This is a genomic window from Streptomyces sp. NPDC046985, from assembly GCF_040644415.1.
Classification (GTDB): domain Bacteria; phylum Actinomycetota; class Actinomycetes; order Streptomycetales; family Streptomycetaceae; genus Streptomyces.
The window spans coordinates 207,232-233,043 of sequence record NZ_JBEYWK010000008.1; the positions used below are offsets into that span (position 1 = coordinate 207,232).

The 25,812-nt window shown below is 70.8% G+C and carries 27 protein-coding genes and 2 pseudogenes; 7 read left to right on the forward strand and 22 right to left on the reverse strand.

Annotated features, from left to right (window positions below; translation table 11 throughout):
- Window positions 1-3: 3 nt before the first annotated feature.
- Genes nuoK through ABZ861_RS13160 form a run of 11 tightly spaced genes read right to left on the reverse strand, consistent with a single transcriptional unit; the run spans window position 4 to window position 11,048 of the window.
- On the reverse strand, window positions 4-303 hold the full coding sequence (gene nuoK, locus ABZ861_RS13110) for an NADH-quinone oxidoreductase subunit NuoK (RefSeq protein WP_361628343.1): 300 nt from the start codon (window positions 301-303) through the stop codon (window positions 4-6).
- Window positions 300-1,142, reverse strand: coding sequence for an NADH-quinone oxidoreductase subunit J (locus ABZ861_RS13115; protein WP_361628346.1), 843 nt, complete (start codon window positions 1,140-1,142; stop codon window positions 300-302). Before ABZ861_RS13115 ends, nuoK begins: the two co-directional genes overlap by 4 nt.
- The gene (gene nuoI / locus ABZ861_RS13120; protein ID WP_361628349.1) at window positions 1,139-1,756 is read right to left on the reverse strand and encodes an NADH-quinone oxidoreductase subunit NuoI; all 618 of its coding nucleotides are present in this window, start codon (window positions 1,754-1,756) and stop codon (window positions 1,139-1,141) included. The genes ABZ861_RS13115 and nuoI overlap by 4 nt, the downstream gene beginning before the upstream one ends.
- On the reverse strand, window positions 1,749-3,113 hold the full coding sequence (gene nuoH, locus ABZ861_RS13125; RefSeq protein ID WP_361628352.1) for an NADH-quinone oxidoreductase subunit NuoH: 1,365 nt from the start codon (window positions 3,111-3,113) through the stop codon (window positions 1,749-1,751). The genes nuoI and nuoH overlap by 8 nt, the downstream gene beginning before the upstream one ends.
- A complete protein-coding gene (locus tag ABZ861_RS13130) occupies window positions 3,110-5,614 on the reverse strand; it encodes an NADH-quinone oxidoreductase subunit G (protein WP_361628355.1) in 2,505 nt (834 codons plus the stop codon). Before ABZ861_RS13130 ends, nuoH begins: the two co-directional genes overlap by 4 nt.
- Window positions 5,611-6,960, reverse strand: a complete 1,350-nt coding sequence (nuoF, locus tag ABZ861_RS13135) for an NADH-quinone oxidoreductase subunit NuoF (RefSeq protein ID WP_361628358.1) — start codon at window positions 6,958-6,960, stop codon at window positions 5,611-5,613. Before nuoF ends, ABZ861_RS13130 begins: the two co-directional genes overlap by 4 nt.
- Window positions 6,957-7,829: an NADH-quinone oxidoreductase subunit NuoE gene (gene nuoE, locus ABZ861_RS13140; RefSeq protein ID WP_361628361.1), complete on the reverse strand. Its 873-nt coding sequence runs from the start codon at window positions 7,827-7,829 to the stop codon at window positions 6,957-6,959. The genes nuoF and nuoE overlap by 4 nt, the downstream gene beginning before the upstream one ends.
- On the reverse strand, window positions 7,826-9,193 hold the full coding sequence (locus ABZ861_RS13145) for an NADH-quinone oxidoreductase subunit D (RefSeq protein WP_361628364.1): 1,368 nt from the start codon (window positions 9,191-9,193) through the stop codon (window positions 7,826-7,828). The genes nuoE and ABZ861_RS13145 overlap by 4 nt, the downstream gene beginning before the upstream one ends.
- The gene (locus tag ABZ861_RS13150; RefSeq protein ID WP_361628367.1) at window positions 9,190-10,122 is read right to left on the reverse strand and encodes an NADH-quinone oxidoreductase subunit C; all 933 of its coding nucleotides are present in this window, start codon (window positions 10,120-10,122) and stop codon (window positions 9,190-9,192) included. The genes ABZ861_RS13145 and ABZ861_RS13150 overlap by 4 nt, the downstream gene beginning before the upstream one ends.
- The gene (locus tag ABZ861_RS13155) at window positions 10,119-10,673 is read right to left on the reverse strand and encodes an NADH-quinone oxidoreductase subunit B family protein (RefSeq protein ID WP_361628370.1); all 555 of its coding nucleotides are present in this window, start codon (window positions 10,671-10,673) and stop codon (window positions 10,119-10,121) included. Before ABZ861_RS13155 ends, ABZ861_RS13150 begins: the two co-directional genes overlap by 4 nt.
- 15 nt (window positions 10,674-10,688) lie before the next feature.
- Window positions 10,689-11,048 (reverse strand): NADH-quinone oxidoreductase subunit A, encoded by a 360-nt coding sequence (locus ABZ861_RS13160; RefSeq protein WP_007383963.1) that lies wholly within the window; start codon window positions 11,046-11,048, stop codon window positions 10,689-10,691.
- Between the two features lie 687 nt (window positions 11,049-11,735).
- Here ABZ861_RS13160 and ABZ861_RS13165 point away from each other — a divergent pair.
- The 3 genes from ABZ861_RS13165 to ABZ861_RS13175 all read left to right on the forward strand — a co-directional run bounded on the left by ABZ861_RS13165 (window position 11,736) and on the right by ABZ861_RS13175 (window position 15,410).
- Entirely contained in the window at window positions 11,736-13,355 is a 1,620-nt protein-coding gene (locus ABZ861_RS13165) for an ATP-binding cassette domain-containing protein (RefSeq protein WP_361628373.1), read from the forward strand.
- 283 nt (window positions 13,356-13,638) lie between these two features.
- Window positions 13,639-14,472: a C40 family peptidase gene (locus ABZ861_RS13170; protein WP_361628376.1), complete on the forward strand. Its 834-nt coding sequence runs from the start codon at window positions 13,639-13,641 to the stop codon at window positions 14,470-14,472.
- 395 nt (window positions 14,473-14,867) lie between these two features.
- Window positions 14,868-15,410, forward strand: a complete 543-nt coding sequence (locus ABZ861_RS13175) for a hypothetical protein (protein WP_361628379.1) — start codon at window positions 14,868-14,870, stop codon at window positions 15,408-15,410.
- A gap of 97 nt (window positions 15,411-15,507) precedes the next feature.
- Here the strand turns inward: ABZ861_RS13175 and ABZ861_RS13180 are convergent, their stop codons facing one another.
- Window positions 15,508-16,800 carry a geranylgeranyl reductase family protein gene (locus ABZ861_RS13180; RefSeq protein WP_361628382.1) on the reverse strand — a complete coding sequence of 431 codons (1,293 nt, stop codon included), beginning with the start codon at window positions 16,798-16,800 and terminating at the stop codon, window positions 15,508-15,510.
- 98 nt (window positions 16,801-16,898) lie between these two features.
- Here ABZ861_RS13180 and ABZ861_RS13185 point away from each other — a divergent pair, with 98 nt between their 5' ends.
- Together ABZ861_RS13185 and ABZ861_RS13190 are read left to right on the forward strand one after the other, a co-directional pair.
- A complete protein-coding gene (locus tag ABZ861_RS13185; RefSeq protein WP_361628385.1) occupies window positions 16,899-17,414 on the forward strand; it encodes a GNAT family N-acetyltransferase in 516 nt (171 codons plus the stop codon).
- A gap of 118 nt (window positions 17,415-17,532) precedes the next feature.
- Complete coding sequence (locus ABZ861_RS13190) at window positions 17,533-17,868, forward strand: PASTA domain-containing protein (RefSeq protein WP_361628388.1); 336 nt, start codon at window positions 17,533-17,535, stop codon at window positions 17,866-17,868.
- Between the two features lie 45 nt (window positions 17,869-17,913).
- On the opposite strand, the gene ABZ861_RS13195 is transcribed toward ABZ861_RS13190, so the two are convergent.
- The 5 genes and pseudogenes from ABZ861_RS13195 to ABZ861_RS13215 all read right to left on the reverse strand — a co-directional run bounded on the left by ABZ861_RS13195 (window position 17,914) and on the right by ABZ861_RS13215 (window position 20,818).
- The gene (locus tag ABZ861_RS13195) at window positions 17,914-18,609 is read right to left on the reverse strand and encodes a demethylmenaquinone methyltransferase (RefSeq protein ID WP_361628391.1); all 696 of its coding nucleotides are present in this window, start codon (window positions 18,607-18,609) and stop codon (window positions 17,914-17,916) included.
- 30 nt (window positions 18,610-18,639) lie between these two features.
- A complete protein-coding gene (locus ABZ861_RS13200; protein WP_361628394.1) occupies window positions 18,640-18,987 on the reverse strand; it encodes a DUF397 domain-containing protein in 348 nt (115 codons plus the stop codon).
- A pseudogene (locus ABZ861_RS13205) lies at window positions 18,947-19,198 on the reverse strand (Scr1 family TA system antitoxin-like transcriptional regulator); the annotation flags it as partial. The pseudogene ABZ861_RS13205 and the gene ABZ861_RS13200, both read right to left, overlap by 41 nt.
- A gap of 515 nt (window positions 19,199-19,713) precedes the next feature.
- Window positions 19,714-20,436 (reverse strand): hypothetical protein, encoded by a 723-nt coding sequence (locus tag ABZ861_RS13210; RefSeq protein WP_361628397.1) that lies wholly within the window; start codon window positions 20,434-20,436, stop codon window positions 19,714-19,716.
- Window positions 20,426-20,818, reverse strand: a complete 393-nt coding sequence (locus tag ABZ861_RS13215; protein ID WP_361628400.1) for a hypothetical protein — start codon at window positions 20,816-20,818, stop codon at window positions 20,426-20,428. Before ABZ861_RS13215 ends, ABZ861_RS13210 begins: the two co-directional genes overlap by 11 nt.
- 272 nt (window positions 20,819-21,090) lie before the next feature.
- Here ABZ861_RS13215 and ABZ861_RS13220 point away from each other — a divergent pair.
- Window positions 21,091-21,320: pseudogene (locus ABZ861_RS13220) on the forward strand (hypothetical protein); the annotation flags it as partial.
- Here the strand turns inward: ABZ861_RS13220 and ABZ861_RS13225 are convergent.
- The 5 genes from ABZ861_RS13225 to ABZ861_RS13245 form a co-directional block, all read right to left on the reverse strand.
- Window positions 21,259-21,534 (reverse strand): DUF397 domain-containing protein, encoded by a 276-nt coding sequence (locus ABZ861_RS13225; protein WP_361628403.1) that lies wholly within the window; start codon window positions 21,532-21,534, stop codon window positions 21,259-21,261. The pseudogene ABZ861_RS13220 and the gene ABZ861_RS13225 overlap by 62 nt on opposite strands.
- Window positions 21,494-22,342 (reverse strand): helix-turn-helix transcriptional regulator, encoded by an 849-nt coding sequence (locus ABZ861_RS13230; protein WP_361628406.1) that lies wholly within the window; start codon window positions 22,340-22,342, stop codon window positions 21,494-21,496. The genes ABZ861_RS13225 and ABZ861_RS13230 overlap by 41 nt, the downstream gene beginning before the upstream one ends.
- A gap of 77 nt (window positions 22,343-22,419) precedes the next feature.
- On the reverse strand, window positions 22,420-22,929 hold the full coding sequence (locus ABZ861_RS13235) for a hypothetical protein (protein WP_361628409.1): 510 nt from the start codon (window positions 22,927-22,929) through the stop codon (window positions 22,420-22,422).
- Window positions 22,930-22,936: 7 nt separating this feature from the next.
- Window positions 22,937-24,136: a cyclic dehypoxanthinyl futalosine synthase gene (gene mqnC, locus ABZ861_RS13240; protein WP_361628411.1), complete on the reverse strand. Its 1,200-nt coding sequence runs from the start codon at window positions 24,134-24,136 to the stop codon at window positions 22,937-22,939.
- 226 nt (window positions 24,137-24,362) lie between these two features.
- On the reverse strand, window positions 24,363-25,211 hold the full coding sequence (locus tag ABZ861_RS13245; protein WP_361628413.1) for a menaquinone biosynthesis protein: 849 nt from the start codon (window positions 25,209-25,211) through the stop codon (window positions 24,363-24,365).
- Window positions 25,212-25,560: 349 nt separating this feature from the next.
- On the opposite strand from ABZ861_RS13245, the gene ABZ861_RS13250 reads away from it, so the two are divergent.
- Entirely contained in the window at window positions 25,561-25,764 is a 204-nt protein-coding gene (locus tag ABZ861_RS13250) for a cold-shock protein (RefSeq protein WP_007490911.1), read from the forward strand.
- Window positions 25,765-25,812: the final 48 nt, after the last annotated feature.

The window sequence follows — 25,812 nt, forward strand, 5'->3', positions numbered from 1 at the left end:
CCCTTACAGCTTCATCAGGCTGGCGTCGTCGACCGAGGCCGAGTGGCGGGAACGGAACAGCGACACGATGATCGCGAGCCCCACCACGACCTCCGCGGCGGCGACGACCATGGTGAAGAAGGCGATGATCTGGCCGTCGAGGTTGCCGTGCATGCGGGAGAAGACGACGAACGCGAGGTTGCAGGCGTTCAGCATCAGCTCGACGCACATGAAGACCACGATGGCGTTGCGCCGGATCAGCACGCCGGTCGCGCCGATCGTGAACAGCAGGGCGGCGAGATAGAGGTAGTCGACGGGATTCACTTCGACGCCTCCTCGGGCCGCTTGAAGGTCGCCGGCTCGGTCCCGGTGCGCTCCAGACGCTCCTCGGCGCGCTGCTCCAGGGCCTTGAGGTCGTTCAGCGCCTCGACCGACACGTCGCGGATCTGGCCGCGGTCGCGAAGGGTCTTGCTGACCGTCAGCTCCGACGGGGTGCCGTCGGGCAGCAGGCCCGCGACGTCCACGGCGTTGTGCCGGGCGTAGACGCCGGGGGCGGGCAGCGGCGGCAGGTGCCTGCCCTCGCGCACGCGCCGCTCGGCCAGCTCGCGCTGGGTCGGGGCGCGCTCGGTGCGCTCGCGGTGGGTGAGCACCATGGCGCCGATGGTCGCCGTGATCAGCAGGGCGCCGGTGAGTTCGAACGCGAAGACGTACTTGGTGAAGACGAGGGCCGCCAGCCCCTCCACGTTGCCGCCCGCGTTGGCCTTGCCGGCGCCGGCGAAGTCCTTCAGGGAGGCGTTGGCGATCCCGGCGAAGAGCAGGACGCCGAAGCCGAGCCCGCACAGCAGGGCCAGCCAGCGCTGGCCCCTGACGGTCTCCTTCAGGGAGTCCGCGGCGCTCACGCCGACGAGCATCACCACGAACAGGAACAGCATCATGATCGCGCCGGTGTAGACGACGATCTGCACGACGCCCAGGAAGTACGCCCCGTTGGCCAGGTAGAACACCGCGAGGACGATCATCGTCCCGGCCAGGCACAGCGCGCTGTGCACGGCCTTCCTCATGAACACGGTGCCCAGGGCGCCGAGCACCGCGACGGCGCCCAGCACCCAGAACTGGAACGCCTCTCCGGTGGAGGTGGTGTAGGCGGCGAGCTGCGCGCTCATACGTCCACCTCCTTGTCCGCGGCCGCGGCCTTCTCGCCCTGGGAGACGGCCGGCTGGCGCTCCGTGCCCGGCGCGGCCTCGGTCACCAGGCCCCGGTAGTAGTCCTGTTCGTCCGTGCCGGGGAAGAGGGCGTGCGGCGTGTCGACCATGCCCTCGGTCAGGCCGGCCAGGAGCTGTTCCTTGGTGTAGATCAGGTTGGCGCGGCTGGAGTCGGCCAGTTCGAACTCGTTGGTCATCGTCAGCGCGCGTGTGGGGCACGCCTCGATGCACAGGCCGCACAGGATGCAGCGGGCGTAGTTGATCTGGTAGACGCGGCCGTAGCGCTCACCCGGGGAGTAGCGCTCCTCGTCGGTGTTGTCGGCGCCCTCGACGTAGATGGCGTCGGCGGGGCAGGCCCAGGCGCACAGTTCGCAGCCGACGCACTTCTCCAGGCCGTCCGGATGGCGGTTGAGCTGGTGCCGTCCGTGGAAGCGCGGAGCGGTGGTCTTCTTCTGCTCCGGGTACTGCTCGGTCAGCCGCTTCTTGAACATGGCCTTGAAGGTCACGCTGAAGCCGGCGACGGGATTCTGGAAGCCGGGCTTGGCGCGCCCGGCCTCCTCGGGCTCCTCAGCCATCGGACGCCTCCTTTCCCTCCACAGATCCGTCACCGGCGGTGTCCGGGCCGCCACTGACGATCAACTCCCGCTCGCGCCGCGGGCGGCGCCGCGGCACGGGCGGCAGCTCCTGTCCCGGCAGCGGCGGCACGGGGAACCCGCCGGCCATGGGGTCGAACCCGGCGTCCGGCCCGGCGGGCCGCTCGGCCTCCTTCGCCCGGTCGCGGAACATGTCGGCGACGAAGGAGAGGACCAGCAGGGCCAGCACGGCGCCGCCGACGTACAGGGCGATGTCGGCGAAGTCGTAGTGCTGGTTGCGCAGGGTCCGCACCGTGGCGACGAGCATCAGCCAGGTCACCGAGACCGGGATGAGGACCTTCCAGCCGAGCTTCATGAGCTGGTCGTAGCGCACCCGCGGGAGCGTGCCGCGCAGCCAGATGAAGAAGAACAGCAGGAGCTGCACCTTGATCACGAACCAGAGCAGCGGCCACCAGCCGTGGTTGGCGCCCTCCCAGAAGCCGCTGATCGGCCAGGGGGCCCGCCAGCCGCCGAGGAACAGCGTGGTCGACACGGCGGAGACCGTCACCATGTTCACGTACTCGGCGAGCATGAACATCGCGAACTTGATCGAGGAGTACTCGGTGTTGAAGCCGCCGACCAGGTCGCCCTCGGACTCCGGCATGTCGAACGGGGCGCGGTTGGTCTCCCCGACCATGGTGACGATGTAGAGCACGAAGGAGACCGGCAGCAGCAGGATGTACCAGCGGTCGTGCTGCTGGGCGACGATCGTCGACGTCGACATGGAGCCCGAGTACAGGAACACCGAGGCGAACGCGGCGCCCATGGCGATCTCGTAGGAGATCATCTGCGCGCAGGAGCGCAGGCCGCCCAGCAGCGGGTACGTCGAGCCGGAGCTCCAGCCCGCGAGCACGATGCCGTAGATGCCGACCGAGGCGACCGCGAGGATGTAGAGCATCGCGATCGGCAGGTCGGTGAGCTGCATCGCGGTGCGGTGGCCGAAGACCGAGACCTCGTCGTCGGCGGGGCCGAAGGGGATCACGGCGATGGCCATGAACGCCGGGATGGCCGCGACGATCGGCGCGAGCACGTAGACGACCTTGTCGGCGCGCTTGACGACGACGTCTTCCTTGAGCATCAGCTTCGCGCCGTCGGCGAGCGACTGGAGCATGCCCCAGGGGCCGTGCCGGTTCGGGCCGATGCGGAGCTGCATCCAGGCGACGACCTTGCGCTCCCACACGATGGAGAACAGCACGGTCAGCATCAGGAAGGCGAAGCAGAACACCGCCTTGACGACGACCAGCCACCAGGGGTCGTCGCCGAACATCGAGAGGTTCTCTGCGGCGAGGTACGGGCTCATGCCTCCACCTCCTTGGGGGCCCCGGGCGCGTGCGCCGCCGGGCCGATGCGGACGAGGGCGCCGGGCAGCGCCCCGGTGTCGGACGCGACGCCCGCGCCGACCGAGTTCAGCGGGAGCCACACCACCCGGTCGGGCATGTCGGTGATCTCCAGCGGGAGTTCGACGGATCCGGCGGGGCCGGTCACGGCGATCGGGTCGCCCTCGCGCAGGCCCGCCTCGGCGGCCGTGGCGGCGGACACGCGCGCGCGGGCGGCGTGCCGGGTGCCGGCGAGCGCGTCGTCGCCCTGCTGGAGCAGGCCGTGGTCCAGGAGCAGCCGGTGCCCGGCGAGCACGGCCTCCCCGGCGGCGGGCCGGGGCAGCGCGCCCGCGCTCTCGGCGGGGTCGTCGGCGCGCGGCCCGCGCCAGGCGCCGAGCCGGTCCAGCTCCACGTGCGCGGTGCGCAGGTCCGGCAGCCCGAGGTGGACGTCCATGGCGTCGGCGAGCATCTGGAGCACCCGCAGGTCGGCGGGGGCGAGCCGGCGGGCCATCTGGTCGGGCTTGAGCGCGGCCTCGAAGAAGCGGACCCTGCCCTCCCAGTTGAGGAAGCTGCCCGCCTTCTCCGCGACCGCGGCGACCGGCAGCACCACGTCGGCGTGCTCGGTGACCTCGCCGGGCCGCAGCTCCAGCGACACCAGGAAGCCGACCTCGGCCAGCGCGATCCGGGCGCGGGCCGGGTCGGGCAGGTCGGCGATCTCCACCCCGGCCACGACCAGCGCCTGGAGTTCGCCGTCGGCGGCGGCCTGGACGATCTGGGAGGCGTCGCGGCCGTAGCGGTGCGGGAGTTCGGCGACGCCCCAGACGGCGGCGACCTCCTCCCGCGCGCGCGGGTCGGTCGCCGGGCGGCCGCCCGGCAGCAGCGACGGCAGCGCGCCCGCCTCGATCGCGCCGCGCTCCCCGGCCCGGCGCGGGATCCACGCCAGGCGGGCGCCGGTCGCGGCGGCGGCCCGGACCGCGGCGGTGAGGCCGCCGGCCACGGCGGCCAGCCGCTCGCCGACGACGATCACGGCGCCCTCGGCGCGCAGCGCCTGGGCCGCGGCGGCGCCGGCGTCCTCCAGGTCGTCGCCGCCGGCCAGGGCGTCCAGCCATTCGGTCTCGGTGCCGGGCGCGGCCGCCAGGAGTGTGCCGCCGGCCTTGGTCAGGCCCCGGGTGGCGTGCGTGGCCAGCGCGAAGACCTGCTGGCCGTGCCTGCGCCAGCCCTTGCGCAGCCGCAGGAAGACGCCGGGCGCCTCCTCCTCGGACTCGAATCCGGCGAGCAGGACGGCGGGCGCGTTCTCCAGGTCGGCGTACGTGACGCCGCCGCCGTCGACGTCCCGGCCGTGTCCGGCGACGCGGGCGGCCAGGAAGTCGGCCTCCTCGCCGCTGTGCACGCGGGCGCGGAAGTCGACGTCGTTGGTGTCCAGGGCGACCCGGGCGAACTTGCTGTACGCGTAGGCGTCCTCGACGGTGAGCCGGCCGCCGGTGAGGACGCCGGTCCGGCCGCGCGAGGCGAGCAGCCCCTGCGCGGCGATCTCCAGCGCCTCGGGCCAGGACGCGGGGACCAGCTCGCCCTCGGGGTTGCGCACCAGCGGGGTGGTCAGCCGGTCCCTGGTCTGCGGGTAGCGGAACGCGAAGCGCCCCTTGTCGCAGATCCACTCCTCGTTGACCTCGGGGTCCTCGGCGGCGAGCCGCCGCATGACCTTGCCGCGCCGGTGGTCGGTGCGGGTGGCGCAGCCGCCCGCGCAGTGCTCGCAGACGGTCGGCGAGGACACCAGGTCGAAGGGGCGGGAGCGGAACCGGTAGGCCGCCGAGGTGAGCGCGCCGACCGGGCAGATCTGGATGGTGTTGCCGGAGAAGTACGACGCGAACGGGTCGCCTTCGCCGGTGCCGACCTGCTGGAGCGCGCCCCGCTCGATCAGCTCGATCATCGGGTCGCCGGCGATCTGGTTGGAGAACCGGGTGCAGCGCGCGCACAGCACGCACCGCTCGCGGTCGAGCAGCACCTGCGCGGAGATCGGCACCGGCTTCTCGTAGGTCCGCTTGCGGCCCTCGAAGCGGGACTCGGCGTTGCCGTGCGACATGGCCTGGTTCTGCAAGGGGCACTCGCCGCCCTTGTCGCAGACCGGGCAGTCCAGCGGGTGGTTGATGAGCAGCAGCTCCATCACGCCGTGCTGGGCCTTCTCGGCGGCCGCCGAGGTGAGCTGGGTCTTGACGACCATGCCGTCGGTGCAGGTGATGGTGCACGACGCCATGGGCTTGCGCTGGCCCTCGATCTCGACGATGCACTGGCGGCAGGCGCCGGCCGGGTCGAGCAGGGGGTGGTCGCAGAACCGGGGGATCTCGATGCCGAGCTGTTCGGCGGCCCGGATGACCAGGGTGCCCTTGGGCACGCTGATCTCGATGCCGTCGATCGTCAGCGAGACGAGGTCCTCCGGCGGGACGGCCGCCTCTCCGCCGCCGGCGGGAGCACTGGCAGTCACGGTCATGCGTTCACCTCCGGGCGGTCCGCCCAGGCTGTCGACTTGGCCGGGTCGAAGGGGCAGCCCCGGCCGGTGATGTGCTCCTCGTACTCCTCGCGGAAGTACTTCAAGGAGGAGAAGATCGGCGAGGCGGCGCCGTCGCCGAGGGCGCAGAAGGACTTGCCGTTGATGTTGTCGGCGATGTCGGCGAGCTTGTCGAGGTCGGCCATGGCGCCCTTGCCCGCCTCGATGTCCCGCAGCAACTGCACCAGCCAGTAGGTGCCCTCGCGGCACGGCGTGCACTTGCCGCAGGACTCGTGGGCGTAGAACTCGGTCCACCGGGTCACCGCGCGGACCACGCACGTCGTCTCGTCGAAGCACTGGAGGGCCTTGGTGCCGAGCATGGAGCCGGCGGCGCCGACGCCCTCGTAGTCGAGGGGGACGTCGAGGTGCTCCTCGGTGAACATCGGCGTCGAGGAGCCGCCCGGGGTCCAGAACTTCAGCCGGTGGCCGGGGCGCATGCCGCCGCTCATGTCGAGGAGCTGGCGCAGCGTGATGCCGAGCGGCGCCTCGTACTGGCCGGGTCCGGCGACGTGCCCGGAGAGCGAGTACAGCGTGAAGCCGGGGGACTTCTCGCTGCCCATCGAGCGGAACCAGTCCTTGCCCTGGTGCAGGATGGCGGGAACCGACGCGATCGACTCGACGTTGTTCACGACGGTGGGGCACGCGTACAGGCCCGCGACGGCCGGGAAGGGGGGGCGCAGCCGGGGCTGGCCGCGGCGGCCTTCGAGCGAGTCGAGCAGCGCGGTCTCCTCGCCGCAGATGTACGCGCCCGCGCCCGCGTGCACGGTGATGTCGAGGTCCAGGCCGCTGCCCAGGACGTCCGTGCCGAGGTAGCCCGCCTCGTACGCCTCGCGGACGGCCGTGTGCAGGCGGCGCAGCACGGGGACGACTTCGCCGCGCAGATAGATGAAGGCGTGCGAGGACCGGATGGCGTAGCACGCGATCACGATGCCCTCGATCAGGCTGTGCGGGTTGGCGAACAGGAGCGGGATGTCCTTGCAGGTGCCCGGCTCCGACTCGTCGGCGTTGACCACCAGGTAGTGCGGCTTTCCGTCGCCCTGGGGGATGAACTGCCACTTCATGCCGGTGGGGAAGCCCGCGCCGCCGCGCCCGCGCAGACCGGAGTCCTTGACGTAGGCGATCAGGTCGTCGGGCGGCATGGCGAGGGCCTTGCGCAGCCCCTCGTACCCGTCGTGCCGGCGGTAGACGTCCAGCGTCCAGGACCCTTCCTCGTCCCAGAACGCGGAGAGCACGGGCGCGAGCAGCTTCTCGGGGCTCGTGTCCTTCACGTCGGATGCCACGGTCATCACTCCCCCTCCTCTGCGGTGGGCCCGGCCGGGTGCGACGGGTCGGAGGCCGAGGTCTCCTGCGGCGCGTCGTGGGCGCTGAGGTGCTCCCTCGGCGGCGACTCGGGCGGGGCGGTCGGCGGCGGGCCGCCGTGCGGGCCGCCCTCGCGGGGGTGGACGACGCGGACCGGCCCGGCGTCTCCCCTGGCCAGGCGCAGACCGGCCAGCGAGGCGGGTCCCGCGCTGCCTCCGGCCTCGGCGGCGCCCTCCCGCTCGTCGGGGAAGCCCGCGAGGATCCGGGCGGTCTCCTTGAAGGTGCACAGCGGGGCGCCGCGGGTCGGCGTCACCGGGCGGCCCGCGCGCAGGTCGTCGACGACGCGCCGGGCGCTGTCCGGGGTCTGGTTGTCGAAGAACTCCCAGTTGACCATCACCACCGGCGCGAAGTCGCAGGCGGCGTTGCACTCGATGTGCTCCAGGGTGACCTTGCCGTCGTCGGTGGTCTCGCCGTTGCCGACGCCCAGGTGCTCCTGGAGGGACTCGAAGATCGCGTCGCCGCCCATCACCGCGCACAGGGTGTTGGTGCAGACGCCCACCTGGTAGTCGCCCGACGGCTTGCGCCGGTACATGGAGTAGAAGGTGGCGACCGCGGTGACCTCGGCGGTGGTCAGGCCGAGCACGTCGGCGCAGAACCGCATCCCGGTGCGCGTGACGTGCCCCTCCTCGGACTGCGTCAGGTGCAGCAGCGGCAGCAGCGCGGACCGGGAGTCGGGGTAGCGGGCGACGATGTCGCGGGCGTCCCGCTCCAGCCGGGCGCGGACGTCGTCCGGGTAGGCGGGCGCGGGCAGTTCGGGCATGCCCAGGCTGACGCCGGGCTGCGACGATGAGGTGGTCACCGGTCGACGCCTCCCATCACGGGGTCGATGGACGCGACGGCGACGATGACGTCGGCGACCTGGCCGCCCTCGCACATCGCCGCCATGGCCTGAAGGTTGGTGAAGGACGGGTCGCGGAAGTGGACCCGGTAGGGGCGGGTGCCGCCGTCGGACACGGCGTGCACGCCCAGCTCGCCCTTGGGCGACTCGACGGCCGCGTACGCCTGTCCCGCCGGGACGCGGAAGCCCTCGGTGACCAGCTTGAAGTGGTGGATCAGGGCCTCCATGGAGGTGCCCATGATCTTCTTGATGTGGTCGAGGGAGTTGCCCAGTCCGTCGGGTCCCAGGGCGAGCTGGGCGGGCCAGGCGATCTTCTTGTCGGCGACCATGACCGGGCCGGGCTGGAGCCGGTCCAGGCACTGCTCGACGATCCCGAGCGACTGGCGCATCTCCTCCAGGCGGACCAGGAAGCGGCCGTAGGCGTCGCAGGTGTCGGCGGTGGGGACCTCGAAGTCGTACGTCTCGTAGCCGCAGTACGGCTGGGCCTTGCGCAGGTCGTGCGGGAGGCCGGTGGAGCGCAGGATGGGGCCGGTGGCGCCCAGGGCCATGCAGCCGGCCAGGTCGAGATAGCCGACGTCCTGCATGCGGGCCTTGAAGAGGGGGTTCCCGGTGGCGAGCTTGTCGTACTCCGGGAGGTTCTTCCTCATCTTCTTCACGAACTCGCGGATCTGGTCCACCGCGCCGGGCGGCAGGTCCTGGGCGAGCCCGCCGGGCCGGATGTACGCGTGGTTCATCCGCAGGCCGGTGATCAGCTCGTAGAGGTCGAGGATCATCTCGCGGTCGCGGAAGCCGTAGATCATGATGGTGGTGGCGCCCAGCTCCATGCCGCCGGTGGCGATGCACACCAGGTGGGAGGAGAGCCGGTTCAGCTCCATCAGGAGCACCCGGACGACGTCGGCGCGCTCGGGGATCTGGTCCTCGACGCCGAGGAGGCGCTCCACCGCGAGGCAGTAGGCGGTCTCGTTGAAGAAGGACGTCAGGTAGTCCATCCGCGTCACGAACGTGGTGCCCTGCGTCCAGGTGCGGAACTCGAGGTTCTTCTCGATGCCGGTGTGCAGGTAGCCGATGCCGCAGCGGGCCTCGGTGACGGTCTCGCCCTCGATCTCCAGGATCAGGCGCAGCACTCCGTGGGTGGAGGGGTGCTGGGGGCCCATGTTGACGACGATGCGCTCGTCGTCGGCGCGGGCCGCGGACTGGACGACCTCGTCCCAGTCGCCGCCGGTCACCGTGTAGACGGCGCCCTCGGTGGTCTCGCGGGGCGAGCCGTGCGCGCCGAGCGGGTCCGAGGCGGACGGCTGGGCGGAGGACGGGGTGTGCGTGCTCATGAGTACGACCTCCGCTGGTCCGGAGCCGGGATCTGGGCGCCCTTGTACTCGACGGGGATGCCGCCGAGGGGGTAGTCCTTGCGCTGCGGGTGGCCCTGCCAGTCGTCCGGCATCATGATCCGCGTCAGCGCCGGGTGGCCGTCGAAGACGATCCCGAAGAAGTCGTAGGTCTCGCGCTCGTGCCAGTCGTTGGTCGGGTAGACCGGGACCAGCGACGGGATGCGCCGGTCGTCGTCGGGGACGCCGACCTCCAGGCGGATCAGCCGGTTGTGGGTGATCGAGCGCAGGTGGTAGACGGCGTGCAGCTCGCGGCCCTTGTCCTGCGGGTAGTGCACGCCGCTGACGCCGGTGCACAGCTCGAAGCGCAGGGCCGGGTCGTCGCGCAGGGTGCGGGCGACGCGCGGCAGGTGCTCGCGCTCGACGTGGAAGGTCAGCTCGCCGCGGTCGACGACGGTGCGGTCGATGGCGTGGCCGGGGAGCAGTCCCTGCTCCTCCAGCGCGCCCTCCAGTTCGTCGGCGACCTCGTCGAACCAGCCTCCGTAGGGCCGGCTCGCGGCGCCCGGGAGGCGGACGGAGCGGACCAGGCCGCCGTATCCGGAGGTGTCGCCGCCGCTCAGGGCGCCGAACATGCCGCGCTGGACGCGGATCTCCTCGCCGCCGCGGCCGCGCTGGCCGGGGAGGTTGTCGGCGGAGAGGTCCTTCTCGGGGTTGACCCCGCCGGTCCCGTCCGCGGGCCCGCCGGTCCCGTCCGCGGGCCGGGTCCCGTTCGCGGAGTCGCTGGCGCCGTTCGCGCCGTTCGCGGCGCCGCTGGTCCCGTTCGCCTTGTTCGCGGAGCCGTTGGCCCCGCTGGCCGCGTTCGCGCCGTTCGCGGGCCCGCTCGCGCCGTCCACGGGCCCCTTCGCGCCGCCGGCGCCGTTCGCGTCGCTCACCGCAGCAGCCCCTTCATCTCGATCGTGGGCAGGGCGTTGAGCGCCGCCTCCTCCGCCTCGCGGGCGGCCTCCCGCGCGTTCACGCCGAGCTTGCCGGACTGGATCTTCTGGTGGAGCTTGAGGATCGCGTCCATCAGCATCTCGGGGCGCGGCGGGCAGCCGGGCAGGTAGATGTCGACGGGGACGACGTGGTCGACGCCCTGGACGATCGCGTAGTTGTTGAACATGCCGCCCGAGGAGGCGCAGACGCCCATGGAGATCACCCACTTGGGGTTGGGCATCTGGTCGTAGACCTGCCGCAGCACCGGCGCCATCTTCTGGCTGACCCGGCCGGCCACGATCATCAGGTCGGCCTGCCGGGGCGAACCGCGGAACACCTCCATGCCGAAGCGGGCCAGGTCGTAGCGGCCCGCGCCGGTGGTCATCATCTCGATCGCGCAGCAGGCGAGCCCGAACGTGGCCGGGAAGACGGACGATTTACGCACCCAGCCCGCGGCCTGCTCGACGGTGGTCAGCAGGAAGCCGCTCGGCAGTTTTTCTTCGAGTCCCATGTCGTGTGAGGCCCCTCAGTCCCATTCCAGGCCGCCGCGCCGCCATACGTACGCGTAGGCGACGAAGACGGTGAGCACGAAGAGCAGCATCTCCACGAGCCCGAAGACACCCAGGGCGTCGAAGGTGACGGCCCAGGGGTAGAGGAAGACGATCTCGATGTCGAAGACGATGAAGAGCATCGCCGTCAGGTAGTACTTGATGGGGAAGCGCCCGCCGCCGGCCGGCGTGGGGGTCGGCTCGATGCCGCATTCGTAGGCCTCGAGCTTGGCGCGGTTGTACCGCTTCGGCCCGATCAGCGTGGCCATGACCACGGAGAAGATCGCAAAGCCTGCCCCGAGGGCTCCCAGTACGAGGATGGGCGCATACGCGTTCACCGCTCCTCGCTCCTCTCAGTCGGCGCTGACTGCTGGCGGTGCCGGGCTGGCGCACCGGCCCCACCTGTCCCAACACCCCCGCTGGTCCCGCGAAGATCGGGAACATGTGAAGCAGGTCACAAGCCCAACTGGAGGGCATCCTATGCCCGACCCTCTGTGATCTGCGACACGGGGTCTTCTCCGACCTTTGTGATCTCCGCCACCTGACGAAGGATCATGAAGGCGGAGGAGCGGTGATCTTCACACGTGAAGCGCACGACTGATCACCAGTGGTGATATTTTACCGCGTATTTGCAGGTGGGGGGCGGTCTGCACTATCAGATGCCCAGCGGTTCACGCAAAGTCGCGGGCGGCGTCAAGACTTTGGTAGAGGAACGCTTTTCACACATCAGAGGGAGGGCGGCACGCGGTGTGGACGTGTTCGTTCCTTCACGAACAAGCCGCCGCCCCTTCACGGGCCGGACTCCCCGGCAGGGGTCGGCGCCCGCCGTGGGGCGCGCGGCGGTAAAACCAGTGGAGCTGTCGCGGGCGGGGCCCGAGGCTGCACTCAGCGCACTCGGAGAAGCCCGCGCACCCCGAAGAAGCCCGCACCCGCCGAGAAGCCCGCACCGCCGAAGAAACCCGCACCCCCGAAGAAACCCGCACCCCCGAAGAAACCCGCACCCGCGAAAGAAGGACGTGTCAGTCATGGGACACCTGGAAGCCTCGCACCTGGAGTACGGCCTGCCCGACGGGCGGACGCTGCTCGGCGACGTGACGTTCCGGGTGGGCGAGGGCACGGTGGCCGCCCTGGTGGGGCCCAACGGCGCGGGCAAGACCACGCTGCTGCGGCTGCTGACCGGCGAGCTGCGCGCGCACGGCGGGGCGGTGACGTCGAGCGGCGGCGTGGGCGTCATGCCGCAGTTCATCGGCTCGGTGCGGGACGAGACCACGGTCCGGGACCTGCTGGTGTCGGTGGCGCCGCCGCGCCTGCGGCAGGCCGCGGCGGCGGTGGACGAGGCCGAGCACCTGATCATGACGGTGGACGACGAGGCCGCGCAGATGGCGTACGCGCAGGCCCTGTCGGACTGGGCCGAGGCCCGGGGCTACGAGGCCGAGACGGTGTGGGACATGTGCACCTCGGCCGCGCTCGGAGTGCCCTACGAGCGGGCGCAGTTCCGGCAGGTGCGCACGCTCTCCGGCGGCGAGCAGAAGCGGCTCGTGCTGGAGTCCCTGCTGCGCGGCCCCGACGAGGTCCTGCTGCTGGACGAGCCCGACAACTACCTGGACGTGCCCGGCAAGCGCTGGCTGGAGGAACGGCTCGCCGAGACGGGCAAGACGGTCCTGTTCGTCTCGCACGACCGGGAGCTGCTGGCGCGGGCCGCGCAGCGGATCATCGCCCTGGAGCCCAGCCCGGCGGGCGCCGAAGTGTGGGTGCACGGCGGCGGCTTCGCCGGGTTCCACGCGGCGCGCGAGGAGCGGTTCGCCCGGTTCGAGGAGCTGCGGCGACGCTGGGACGAGGAGCACGCCAAGCTGAAGCGGCTGGTGCTGGACATGCGCCAGTACGCCGCGCGCAGCGACGAGATGGCCTCGCGCTACCAGGCGGCCCGCACCCGGCTGCGCCGGTTCGAGGAGGCGGGGCCGCCGCCGGAGCCGCCGCGCAAGCAGCAGATCCGGATGCGGCTGCACGGCGGGCGCACCGGCGTGCGCGCGGTCACCTGCCAGGAGCTGGAGCTGACCGGGCTGATGAAGCCGTTCTCGCTGGAGGTCTTCTACGGCGAGCGGGTGGCGGTGCTCGGCTCCAACGGGTCGGGCAAATCGCACTTCCTGCGGCTGCTGGCGGGCGGGGACGTGGCGCACACGGGCGTCGTGAAACTGGGCGCCCGGGTCGTCGCGGGGCATTTCGCCCAGACCCACGCGCATCCCGAACTCGCCGGGCGGAGCCTGGTGGACGTGCTGTGGACCGAGCACGCCCGGGACCGGGGCAAGGCCATGTCGGCGCTGCGGCGCTACGAGCTGGACCGGCAGGGGGACCAGGCGTTCGACCGGCTGTCGGGCGGTCAGCAGGCGCGCTTCCAGATCCTGCTGCTGGAGCTGGCGGGCGCCACCGCCCTGCTGCTGGACGAGCCGACCGACAACCTGGACCTGGAGTCGGCCGAGGCGCTCCAGGAGGGCCTGGAGGCGTACGAGGGGACGGTGCTGGCGGTCACCCACGACCGCTGGTTCGCGCGGTCCTTCGACCGGTACCTGGTGTTCGGCGCGGACGGCGCGGTCCGGGAGACGCCGGCGCCGGTCTGGGACGAGCGGCGGGTGGAGCGGGCGCGCTGACCGGACTCGACGGGTCCGGTGATGGTTCCGTGACCTCCGCCACACCCGGGCGGAGGGGCGGAAAACCGGGCTTGGCCATCCGTCCCAACCAATGGTAGGCGCGGGGCAATTCGGGCGTAACAGCGAAAGCCCATGATCACAGGCATGATCACTTCCGCGCACAATGTCCGTTACGGCATCAATCAACGGCGATGCACCCGGCGTTCGTACCGGCCGTTGAGCAAATGTGGCGGACCACACGTTTCTTGAAGATATGAAGGAGTCCCTGGTACCCGTAGTTCCCATGCCCCACACCGCTCCCATACGCAGCCACCGGAAGCCCCGCCGTAGCGCGTCGAAGATCGCGATGCGGGCCGGAGTCGCCGGCGGCGTCCTCGGTACCCTTGCCGTGGCGGGTGCGTCGGCTTCGGCGAACGCCGCCGAACCGGTGACCCAGACGCTCGAAATGCCCACCTTGACCGACCTGTCCGCTCAGGTCGCCCAGTCGGCGGACGCCACCCAGCAGACCGCCGCGAACTACCAGCTCCGCGCCGAGCGCGACGCGGCCGCCGCGAACGCCGCGAAGCAGGCTCGGCTGGACCTGGCCGACGCGCGGCACAAGGCCGCCGCGGCGAAGAAGAAGGCCGCCGCCGAGGCCGCCCGCAGGGCCGCCGCGGAGCGCGCCACGCGCAGCGCCCCGCGGATGGCGCTCACCGCCGCGACCACCATGGGCGGCGGCGCCGGCGTCTCCGTGGACGCCTCCGCCGGCTCCTCCACGGCGACCGGTTCGGCCGCCGCGATCGTCTCCTTCGTCAAGGCGCAGCTCGGCAAGGCGTACGTCTCCGGCGCCACCGGCCCCTCGGCCTACGACTGCTCCGGCCTGGTGCAGACCGCCTTCAAGCAGGTGGGCGTCAGCCTGCCGCGCGTCTCGCAGGACCAGTCGACGGTCGGCACGTCGGTGTCGCTGTCGAACCTCCAGCCGGGCGACATCCTCTACTGGGGCAGCGCGGGCAGCGCGTACCACGTGGCGGTGTACGTGGGTGACGGTATGTTCGTCGGCGCGCAGAACCCCTCCAGCGGCGTCGTGGAGAAGCCGCTGTCGTACGACCCGCCGACGGGAGCGGTGCGGGTGCTCTGAGAGCCCCGCAGAGCCGTACACGGGAAAGGGCCGCAGCCGCTCGGGGGCTGCGGCCCTTCCGGCGTCCCCGCGCCCCTTCTCGCGCCGCCGCGGCCCTTCTCGCGCCCCCGCGGCCCCTTCCGGCGTCCCCGCGGCCCTTCTCGCGCCGCCGCGGCCCCTCCGGCGTCCCCGCCGCTCCCCCGCGCGTCGCCGCGGCCCGTCCGGCGGGTTGTTTCCGTCCCGTTGGGCGAGGGGCGGCGCGGGGCCGCGCGCGTTCAAGGGTCCCCTCGCGGTCGGCTATGGCGAGCAGGATCTCCTTCGCATACTGTTCGGGAACCGATCAACCATGATCACTGCCAGCCGGGGCTGTCCGGGCTTGCGGGGGGCCGCGCATGCACGGAAAGAGGAGACCGGCCGTGCTGGCGGCCTTGGCGGCGTCACTGGTCGCGCTGAGCGGCTGCCACGCGTTCGGCGACGCCAATTCGGACCGGCGGGGGTCCGCGCTCGTCGGGGCCGGTCCGCAGCTCAGTGGAGTCCTCGGTTTCCCGGACGTGCGTCCCGGGCAGCGCTACCGATTCTCGTACCCGCTGCTCAAGAACCGCAGCAAGGAACCCGTCGAAGTCACCCGCATGCGCCTCCTGCACGTGCCGGAAGGCGTGAAGGTGCTCGGTTACGACGTCTACTCCGATCTCGAGACGAACGGATTCCTGCTGTCAGGACGAGTCCCCGGGAGCAAGGAAGCCGGCGATCCCGACTACAGCGGATTTCACGACTACTACCAGCAGCACTACAGCATCGAACCCGGTGTCCTGAGCGACAAATACGGGAGCGTGCGCGTCGAAGTCACCGGACGCGTCCGGCGTCATCTCACAGGATGCCGCGTCGAGTACGAGCAGCACGGTGTCGCCTACCACCAGGATCTGCACTGCGAGTTCGCACTCGACTCCACGAAGAAATGATCACCGCCCGACGGCCGTGCTGCGGCCGTCGGGGACGTCGAGGACAGGCCGGCCCGCCCCTGCGGGCCGGCCTGTCGCCGTCAGCTCGCGCGTGGGGTCATGCCTTCGGGGCGACCTTGCTCAGGCCGTTGATGATGCGGTCCATCGCGTCGCCGCCGGTGGGGTCGGTGAGGTTGGCGAGGAGTTTGAGGGTGAACTTCATCAGCATGGGGTGGGTCAGGCCGCGTTGGGCGGCGATCTGCATGACCTTCGGGTTGCCGATCAGCTTCACGAAGGCGCGGCCCAGGGTGTAGTAGCCGCCGTAGGTGTCCTTCAGGACGCGGGGGTAGCGCTGGAGGGCCAGTTCGCGCTGGGCGGGGGTGGCGCGGGCGTGGGCCTGGACGATGACGTCGGCGGCGAGCTGGCCGGACTCCATGGCGTAGGCGATGCCCTCGCCGTTGAACGGGTTCACCAGGCCGCCCGCGTCGCCGACGAGCAGCAGCCCGCGCGTGTAGTGCGGCTGGCGGTTGAAGGCCATGGGCAGGGCGGCGCCGCGGATCGGGCCCGTCATGTTCTCGGGGGTGTAGCCCCAGTCCTCCGGCATGGAGGCGCACCACGCCTTCAGGATCTCCCGCCAGTCCAGCTCCTTGAAGGAGGCCGAGGTGTTGAGCACGCCGAGGCCGACGTTGGACGTGCCGTCGCCCATGCCGAAGATCCAGCCGTAGCCGGGCAGCAGCCGGTCCTGCGCGCCGCGCCGGTCCCACAGCTCCAGCCACGATTCCAGGTAGTCGTCGCCGTGCCGCGGGCTCGCGAAGTACGTGCGCACCGCGACGCCCATCGGGCGGTCCTCGCGGCGGTGCAGGCCCATCGCCAGCGACAGCCGGGTGGAGTTGCCGTCGGCGGCGACGACGAGCGGGGCGTGGAAGGTCACCTCGCGCTTCTCCTCGCCCAGCTTGGCCCGCACGCCGGTGATGCGGCCGGTGCGGTCGTCGACGAGCGGCTCGGAGACGTTGCACCGCTCGAACAGCCGCGCGCCCGCCTTCTGCGCCTGCCGGGCGAGCTGCTCGTCGAAGTCGTCGCGCTTGCGGACGAGTCCGTAGTCGGGGAAGGAGGCGAGGTCGGGCCAGTCCAGCTCCAGCCGGACGCCGCCGCCGATGATCCGCAGCCCCTTGTTGCGCAGCCACCCCGCCTCCTCGGAGACGTCGACGCCCATGGCGATGAGCTGCTTGACGGCGCGCGGGGTGAGCCCGTCGCCGCAGACCTTCTCGCGCGGGAAGGCGGTCTTCTCCAGCAGGAGCACGTCGAGCCCGGCGCGCGCGAGGTGGTACGCGGCAGTCGACCCGGCCGGCCCGGCGCCCACGACGATCACATCGGCGGTGTTCTCGGCGAGGGGCTCAGTCACGACGGTCACGGCGGGATCTCCCCAAGTTCGGCAAGTGCGTGCCGAGCGGCACTGGACAGGGGCAGTCTATTCAGCAGAATTGATCACCCGGCTGAAGGGCTGCCCCTGTGAACCGTGCTCTGCCCGTGGTACGGCTGCGCGTTCCCACCGACGAGGACGCCGTGGCCTGGCACCGGATCTTCGACGACCCCGAGGTGATGGAGTTCTTCGGCGGCCGGTCCGCCGAACTGTCCTTCTACGAGGAGCTGACCGCGCGCCAGCGCCGGCACGACGCCGAACGCGGCTTCTGCCTGTGGACGGTGCTCGACGAGAACGGCGACGTCCTCGGGTTCACCGGCGCCCAGCCCTGGCCCCGGCCGTGGGGCCCGGTCGGCGAGACGGAGATCGGCTGGCGGCTGGGGCGGCCGCACTGGGGGCGCGGATACGTCACCGCCGCCGCCCAGATGACCCTGGAGCGGCTGCGCGCGAGCGGCCTGGCGAGCGTGGTGGCCGTGGTCGACCCCCGCAACGCCCGCTCCGTCGCGGTGGCCCGACGGCTCGGCATGCGCCGGGCGGAGGCGTTCACGACCCCGAAGACGCTGCGGGAGGGCCACTGCTACCGGCTGGACCTCCAGCCGTCCTGACCCCGGCCGACCCGGCCGTTCGGTCACCGAGAGCGACGATTTGTCACGGATGAACACGCAGCGCTTCCGGCAGCGGTCCCCGGCGGTTACTCTGCGAGCACCGCTGGGGGTGACGTCCGTGTACCCGATACCCAAGACACCGGAAGTCCGCGTGCCGCGCCTGGTCGGGCTGATGGCCATGGACGCGAGAGCGAGCGCCCGCGCCCGGGGCCTGCTGCTCGACGCGCCGGACCGCCCTGACTTCCCTCTCGCCGTGGCCGACTTCGTGGTCCGCCAGTACCCGCAGCCCGGCGCCGAGGTGCCCCGGGACTCCCGGGTCTACGTCTGGTTCGACTTCGGCGCGGACGAGGGCGGCGGGGGCGTGCGCGAGCCGCGCGTGTCCGGGCCGCCGCCCGGCGGCCTGACGCGCGAACTCGACGAGCCCGGCGACCCGTACGAGGCCAGCCCCGTGTGAGCCGCCCCCGCCCGGCGGCGGCTCAGTCCTGCTTGAAGCTGCGGCTCAGTCCTGCTTGAAGCCGCGGTGCAGCGCCACGATGCCGCCGCTGAGGTTGCGCCAGGCTGCCGACGACCAGCCCGCCGCGCGCAGCCGCCCGGCCAGCGCGGGCTGGTCGGGCCAGGCCCGGATCGACTCGGCCAGGTAGACGTAGGCGTCCGGGGCGGAAGACACCGCGCGCGCCACCGGCGGCAGGGCGCGCATCAGGTACTCGGTGTAGACCGTGCGGAACGGCGCCCACGTCGGGTGCGAGAACTCGCAGATGACCACGCGTCCGCCGGGCCGGGTCACCCGGTGCATCTCGCGCAGCGCGGCGTCCGTGTCCTGCACGTTGCGCAGGCCGAAGGAGATCGTGACGGCGTCGAACGTGTCGTCCTGGAACGGCAGCCGCGTCGCGTCGCCCGCGGTGAGCGGCAGCCAGGGGTGGCGCCGCTTGCCGACCTGGAGCATGCCCAGGGAGAAGTCGCAGGGGACGACGTACGCCCCGGCCTCGGTGAACGGCAGCGAGGAGGTGGCCGTGCCGGCGGCCAGGTCGAGGATCTTCTGCGCCGGGCGGGCGTCGACCGCCCGCGCGACCTCCCTGCGCCAGCGCCGGTCCTGTCCGAGGGACAGCACGTCGTTGGTCAGGTCGTACCGTTCCGCCACGCCGTCGAACATCGAGGCGACTTCGTGCGGCTGCTTCTCCAGGGATGCGCGGGTCACCGGCTCATTGTCGCAGCCGCCCTCGCGGGCCTACAGCTCGCCCCGCACCGCCGCCCCGACGAACCGCGCGAAGGCCGCGGGAGCGAGGGTGAGGCAGCCTCCGGCCGGGTTCTTGCTGTCCCGCAGGGCTACGTGGGCGGAGAGGTCGGCGTATTCGAGGCACTCGCCGCCGGTGTCACTGCTGTAGGAGGACTTGTGCCAGGCGGCGCCGTTGAGGGGGGCGCACTCGATGCACTGTCCGCCCGTGTCACCGCTGTACGACGACTTACGCCACGCGATGCCGTTCAGGGGAGCGCACTCGATGCAGTTGCCGCCGGTGTTGCCGCTGTAGGAGGACTTACGCCAGCGAAGGTTCGCCGAGTGCTGAGCGGGGGCCATACCGTTCCTCCATCACGCGCTTGATCAGCTTCGCTGAGTCCCCCTCAGAAAGGGCAGCAGCCTGCAAGCTAGCGTAACGGCGAACTCCTTCGCGAACCGTTTCTGGGTTGGCGGTCATGTGTCCCGAGATGACGTCTTCGGTGTACACGACCTCCGGGTCGTGATCGAAACGGAGGCCGGTGAACGAGCCGACCAGACTCGCGTGTGCGCCCACACCGTAGGGTCACGCAGTGCTTTCCGGCGCGCAGGAGCGGGCCTCTGTCCACCAGGTTCCGCGCTGCGACGGCGTACAGGGGGTCGGGTCAGCTCGTCCCCTGCCCAGCCCTCCATGCCTCGGCGGAAGACATCCATCAGGACGGGGTCGTCCACGACGATCCGGCTGCTGGATTCGGGGCGCTGGTCGACGATGGACAGGAACGACAGCCCTCTGCGGAAGTAATGGAGGCCGAACTGACGGGACCGGCGTCTGGACCAGGCGCCTACGCCTTCGTGTCCTAGTCGCCCGAATCGGCTCGACCCCGGGTCGCCGCGCCGCTGCGGGCCGTCACGGCCGCGCCGCGGTGATCCTTCCGGTCGGCGTCGTCGCGTCCGCGCAGAACGACGAGTGGGCCGATGCGCCCGCCTCTCCCAGGCGTGATGGCCGCGTGCGCGTTCACCGACCATGAGTGCGACCCGCGGCAGGCCGGACGTGGTCGTCCGTAGAGACAGGCCGTCAGAGACAGGCCGTCAGCCCATCCACCGCATCACGTGAACCAGACCCCATCCCGCCAGGACCATCACCGCTGCCGTCGCCAGTGACGCCGCCCACGCGCAGCGAGCACTGAGCGGCGGCGCTTCGCCTCCACCGGGAGCCACACCCCGTTCGAGCCATAGGCAGGTGAAGAATCCGACCCCCGTGATCAGACAGATGGCAGGCCACAAGCCACGACTCTTCACCCGCATGAATCGGCGCGGCGCGGCGCACGTCGTGAGTAGCACGGCCGCACCGACACAGAACGCGACCCAGCGCAGGGCGACGAAGCGAAGATAGAGCGGATACGTCGCGGGAATGAAGAAGGTGAGAAACCCTGGTTCGGCGTCCGTGGGCGGGCTCCGGAATGAGATGTCCTCGGCCCGCACGCCGGCCTTGGCTGCTATCTCTTTTTCTACTGCATTGACCTCCGGGCCGCCGGGAAGCGAATCCGGTGCATACATACGCAGTTCGCGATAGGTCAGCGGCGAGGTAGCCCAGAACAGGCTCACACCCTCGTATTCGGGAATGTCGTACGAGACTTCGACCGCCGGGGGCTTATCCGACTTCAGAGCCCTCAGCAGGTCTCCCTGTGAACTGGGAATCGGAAACTCCTGGCACAGGAACGCCGCATAAGAAACGACCAGGAGTGTCAGAGCGGCAAGGCGTGCCGACTTGACCACAACACGCCACCGAGTGCCGGCGATGTCAACGGACATGGACCACCACTGCCCCGACATACCCTTGCGTGACACTGGCCCAGGGCTGACCGGGAGGGCTGTCTGGGATGAGGGAAGGCTGATGCAGCAGCGAGACCAGTCCGGTGTCGCTGTAAGAGGCGAAAGCGACCGTGAAGGTGTGAGAGTCCCTTGACTGAGCGATCACTTGGCACTCGGTGCCGTAGCTGCCGGTGAATTTGTCAGGCAACTCCGTTCTGTGTCTGCCGTTCGCCATATTCCCGAGCATGTCAGAAAAGAAGTGCGTCTTCGGGTCCCTGTAATCCCCTTCGCCTCCCAACGCGTCCATCGGTGCATTGAAGTCGGCAGCGGATACTTTCCCGGCCAGGTATGTCATTATCTCTTGGTGGTTCTTGTCGGACATGAGGTCTGCGGTCAAGGGGCTGCGTCCGTCGAAGACGACGTTGCCGCCCCGGCCGTGAGTCCACATATTCAGTAGATCTTGCCAGCTCAGTTGCGGTGAACGGCCACTGAGGAAATTGCAGGCAGCCATCTCTCCGTATGCACTGCCGTTTCCTGCCGTACCGCAGGGATCTGTAGTTCCGGAAACGGCCAGAATATAGCTCCGCCGCTGCTCGGCCAGCTTCCTGTGAAAACTGTGCACTCGCTCGTGGGTCGCTCACCGACGACGGGACGCGAGCCCTGCACCGCACGGCGCTGCTGGGCGCCGCGCCGGGCGCGTCGTCGCCTGCGGCACGGCGGGCGGCGACGAGTTCCCCTTGCTCGCCGACCGCCCCCTGGCGGACGGGGCGCCGGCGGCGTACGTGTGCCACCGCTTCGTCTGCCGCAGCCGCCCCCGCGGGCCTACAGCTCGCCCCGCACCGCCGCCCCGACGAACCGCGCGAAGGCCGCCGGAGCGAGGGTGAGGCAGCCTCCGGCCGGGTTCTTGCTGTCCCGCAGGGCTACGTGGGCGGAGAGGTCGGCGCACTCGACGCACTCACCGCCGGTGTCGCCGCTATAGGAGGACTTGCGCCAGGCGGCGCCGTTGAGAGGAGCGCACTCGATGCAGTTCCCGCCGGTGTCGCTGCTGTACGACGACTTACGCCACTGCCACTCCGCCGGGATCGGGTTGGTGCCCATAACGCTCCTCCATCACGCTGGCGATCAGCTCCGTCGACTCCTCCACGGAGAGGGCGGCAGCCTGCATGAGATCGTAACGGAGCGAACCCTCCTTGACGGCCTGCGGATTAGCCGTCATGTGCCCTTGGACGAAGTCCTCGGTGTAGACGATGTCCGGGTCGTCTTCGAAGCGCAGCATCGTGTAGGAGCCCGGCAGCCCGGCGTGAGCACCTGCCGTGAACGGCAGAATCTGTACGCGCAACCATTCACGTTGCTGGGCCACAACGAGGTGCTTGAGCTGATCGCGCATGACGTCGCGGCCACCAATCTCCTGGTGCAGCACCGCCTCAGACAGCACGACCCACATGAGCGGCGTACTGTCCTTGTTCAGGATGCGCTGTCGCTCAAGCCTGGCTTCGACCAGGGCGTCAAGAGCATCGCACTCCCGTGCACCCAGCACGGCGCTGGCGTATTCCGCGGTCTGCAACAGCCCGTAGATGACTTGCGCCTCGTACGCCGAGATGTAACTCGCCTTCGACTCCATCTCCGCGTACGGCTGGAACCACGTAGGTAACTGGCTCCGCAGAACCAACCCCACCAACCGCGAGAACATCCCATCCGTGCCCAGCGCCGCGTCCACACGTGCCGAGAAGTCCCGCGTCGGCACCTTCAGCGCCGTCTCGATCTGGCCGATCAGGGACGCCGTGCAGAAGACGGCGTGGCCCAGCTCGGCCTGGCTGAGGCTGGCCGCCTCGCGCAGGCGGCGCAGTTCCGCGCCGTAGTAGTCCAACGGCGACGCGCTGGGGTCGAGTTGCTTGAGGTTCACCATGGGACGTCCACCCCTCTCTCCATTGCTGAGAGTAAGCGCGCCGCGTCTCGCTGTGGACCCAACCGCCAAAGTCGTATTTATGCCCGGCGGTAGACGAGCCGTCCCCCGACCACCGTCACCACGCAGCTCCCGTCCTCGGCGAGCACGGCGAAGTCGGCGCGGGCGCCGGGCACGAGGGCCGGGGCGGCGGCGCCGACGAGGACGCCCGAGCGCCGGACGGCGGTCTGGACCGGCGGCCGGGCGAACGGCCCGGCGACGGCCGTCACCCCGCGCCCCAGCATCCGCTGGAGCCCGCGCCGGGCGCTCGCGCCCCACCGGGCGTCGGTCATCGGGACGGACGCGGCGGGCAGCGGCGCCGAGCCGAGTTCAGCGGCCTCGCGTGGATCGGGCCAGTACAGCGTCTCCAACTGCCGTACGGCGTCCGGCTCGTGCCGCCCTCGGACGAGGGCCCCGGCCCACTCGCGGACCCGGGCGCGCTCGCCGTGGGCCGCGCACAGCTCGCCGTACGGCCCGAGCGCGGCGATCCGGCCGCCGTCGACCACGACCGAGCAGGCGTCGTCGGTCAGCGGGCGGTGGATCGTCAGCACAGTTACGTCAGTTGGAGGCGAGCAGCTTCAGCTCGGGGTGCGCGGTGCCGCCCGCGAGGGCGGTGGAGGAGATGTGGGACATCACGCGCTCGTCGACCGGGTCGTTCGCCGGGTCGTCGTGGATGACGAGGTGCTCGTAGGTGGTGGCCCGCTGGGCGGGGACGCGCCCGGCCCTGCGGATCAGCTCGATGATCTCCATGCGGTTGGAGCGGTGCTTGGCGCCGGCGGAGGAGACGACGTTCTCCTCCAGCATGATCGAGCCCAGGTCGTCGGCGCCGTAGTGCAGGGTGAGCTGGCCGACGTCCTTGCCGGTGGTCAGCCAGGAGCCCTGGATGTGCCGGACGTTGTCGAGGAACAGGCGGGCGATGGCGATCATCCGCAGGTACTCGAAGAGGGTCGCCTGAGTGCGGCCCTTCAGGTGGTTGTTCTCCGGCTGGTAGGTGTACGGGATGAAGGCGCGGAAGCCGCCCGTGCGGTCCTGCACGTCGCGGATCATGCGCAGGTGCTCGATGCGCTCGGCGTTGGTCTCGCCGGTGCCCATCAGCATGGTGGAGGTGGACTCCACGCCCAGCCGGTGCGCGGTCTCCATGATCTCCAGCCAGCGCTCGCCGGACTCCTTCAGCGGGGCGATGGCCTTGCGCGGGCGCTCGGGCAGCAGTTCGGCGCCGGCGCCGGCGAAGGAGTCGAGCCCGGCCGCGTGGATGCGGCTGATCGCCTCCTCGACGCCGACTCCGGAGAGGCGGGCCATGTGCTCGACCTCGGAGGCGCCCAGCGAGTGGATGACCAACTGCGGGTAGGCGTCCTTGATGGCCTTGAAGTGCTTCTCGTAGTACTCCACGCCGTAGTCCGGGTGGTGGCCGCCCTGGAACATGATCTGCGTGCCGCCCAGCTCCACGGTCTCCGCGCACCGGCGCAGGATGTCGTCGAGGTCGCGGGTCCAGCCCTTGGCGGTGTCCTTGGGCGCGGCGTAGAAGGCGCAGAACTTGCACGCGGTGACGCACACGTTCGTGTAGTTGATGTTGCGCTCGATGATGTACGTCGCGATGTGCTCGGTCCCCGCGTACATGCGGCGGCGCACGGCGTCGGCGGCGGCGCCCAGCGCGTGCAGCGGGGCGTCGCGGTAGAGGTCGAGCGCCTCCTCGGGGCTGATCCGGCCGCCCGCGGCTGCGCGGTCGAGAACGGACTGGAGTGCGGCCTTCTCGGTCACCGGCGTACCTCTCGCAGGACTCGTCACGGACGGGGCCAGCCTACGCCAGCGCCTTTCCCCGGCCGACGCCAGGCCGTTCGGGACCAGGGGGTTCGGGACCAGGGGGTTCGGCGGGGGGCGCTGGCGCTGAGCTTTCGGCGCCGGGCTCGCGCGCGCGGGTGGTTCGGCGCCGGGCCCGCGCGCGCGGAGGGTTCGGCGCCGGGCTCTCTCCGGCGCCGGTTCCTCCCTACGGCTTGAGCAGGTCCACCCGTACGTCCGCCGGGAAGCCCGTCGTCGGGCCGACGCGCCGGGCGAACTCCTCGACCGCGGCGAGCTGCGCGGCGCCGAAGCTGAAGTCGAGGGTGGTGAAGTACTTCTCCAGGACCCGCTCGTCGAAGGACTCCCAACGGGCCGCCTGCTCCGCGACCTTGCCGACCTCCTCCAGGGACAGGTTGCGCGAGGACAGGAACGCCTCGTGCACCTGGCGGGTGATGGCAGGCTCCCGCTCCAGGTAGTCGCGGCGCGCGGCCCAGACGGCGAAGACGAACGGCAGGCCCGTCCACTCCTTCCAGAGCTGCCCGAGGTCGTGCACCTGAAGGCCGTAGCGGGGGCCGTCGTGCAGGTTGGCGCGCAGTGCGGCGTCTCCGATGAGCACCGCCGCGTCCGCCTCCTGCATCATCGTGCTCAGGTCGGGCGGGCAGGCGTAGTAGTCCGGGGTCACCCCGTACCGCTCGGCGAGCAGGAGCTGGGCGAGGCGCACGGAGGTGCGGGAGGTCGAGCCGAGGGCGACCCGGGCGCCGTCGAGCCGGTCCAGCGGGAGCTGCGAGACGATCACGCACGACATCACCGGGCCGTCGCAGCCCACCGCGATGTCGGGGAAGGCGACCAGGTCGTCGGCGTTCTTCAGGAACTCGACCAGGGTGATCGGCCCGATGTCGAGGTCGCCGCGCACCAGCTTCTCGCTGAGCTTCTCCGGGGTGTCCTTGGTCAGCTCGAAGTCGAGCAGCGTGCCCGTTCTCGCGAGCCCCCAGTACAGGGGAAGGCAGTTGAGGAACTGGATGTGGCCGACGCGCGGCCGGGTGCGAGAAGTGTCCACCTCGCGAGACTAGACCCCGGCCTCGGCGGCCCCGCCGCCGCCCCTGGGGCCGGGTCCGCCGTCACCCGCTCGGGCGTGCGCGGGCGATCCGCCGTAGAGGACTGTGCGTCAAGTTCTCGCCAGAGGCTTCAAACATCCGGGTGACGTGATCTTGCCCCCTCTTGCTTTCCGGGGTCCGCATGCTAGGCTCGCCATCAAGTTGCAGTTTGGTTTCCCTTGCAGTACAGAGCCTGCGGAGCATGTGACCGCGGGCTCTGATCTTTTTCAGACGTATGCAGTTGTGCGGCGATCTCGTTTTCACACTTGCAGGTTCTGGAGCAGGGCGACCCTTTGGGCCCAAGGAGGGCTTATGGCTACCGGAACCGTGAAGTGGTTCAACGCCGAAAAGGGCTTTGGTTTCATCGCCCAGGAAGGCGGCGGCCCGGACGTCTTCGTCCACTACTCCGCGATCAACGCGAATGGTTTCCGCTCCCTCGAAGAGAACCAGCAGGTGAGCTTCGACGTGACGCAGGGTCCGAAGGGCCCGCAGGCGGAGAACGTCACCCCGGTCTGAGCGAACCCCGCACAGCACCAGGTCTGATTGCAGTACCCAAGGAGCCCC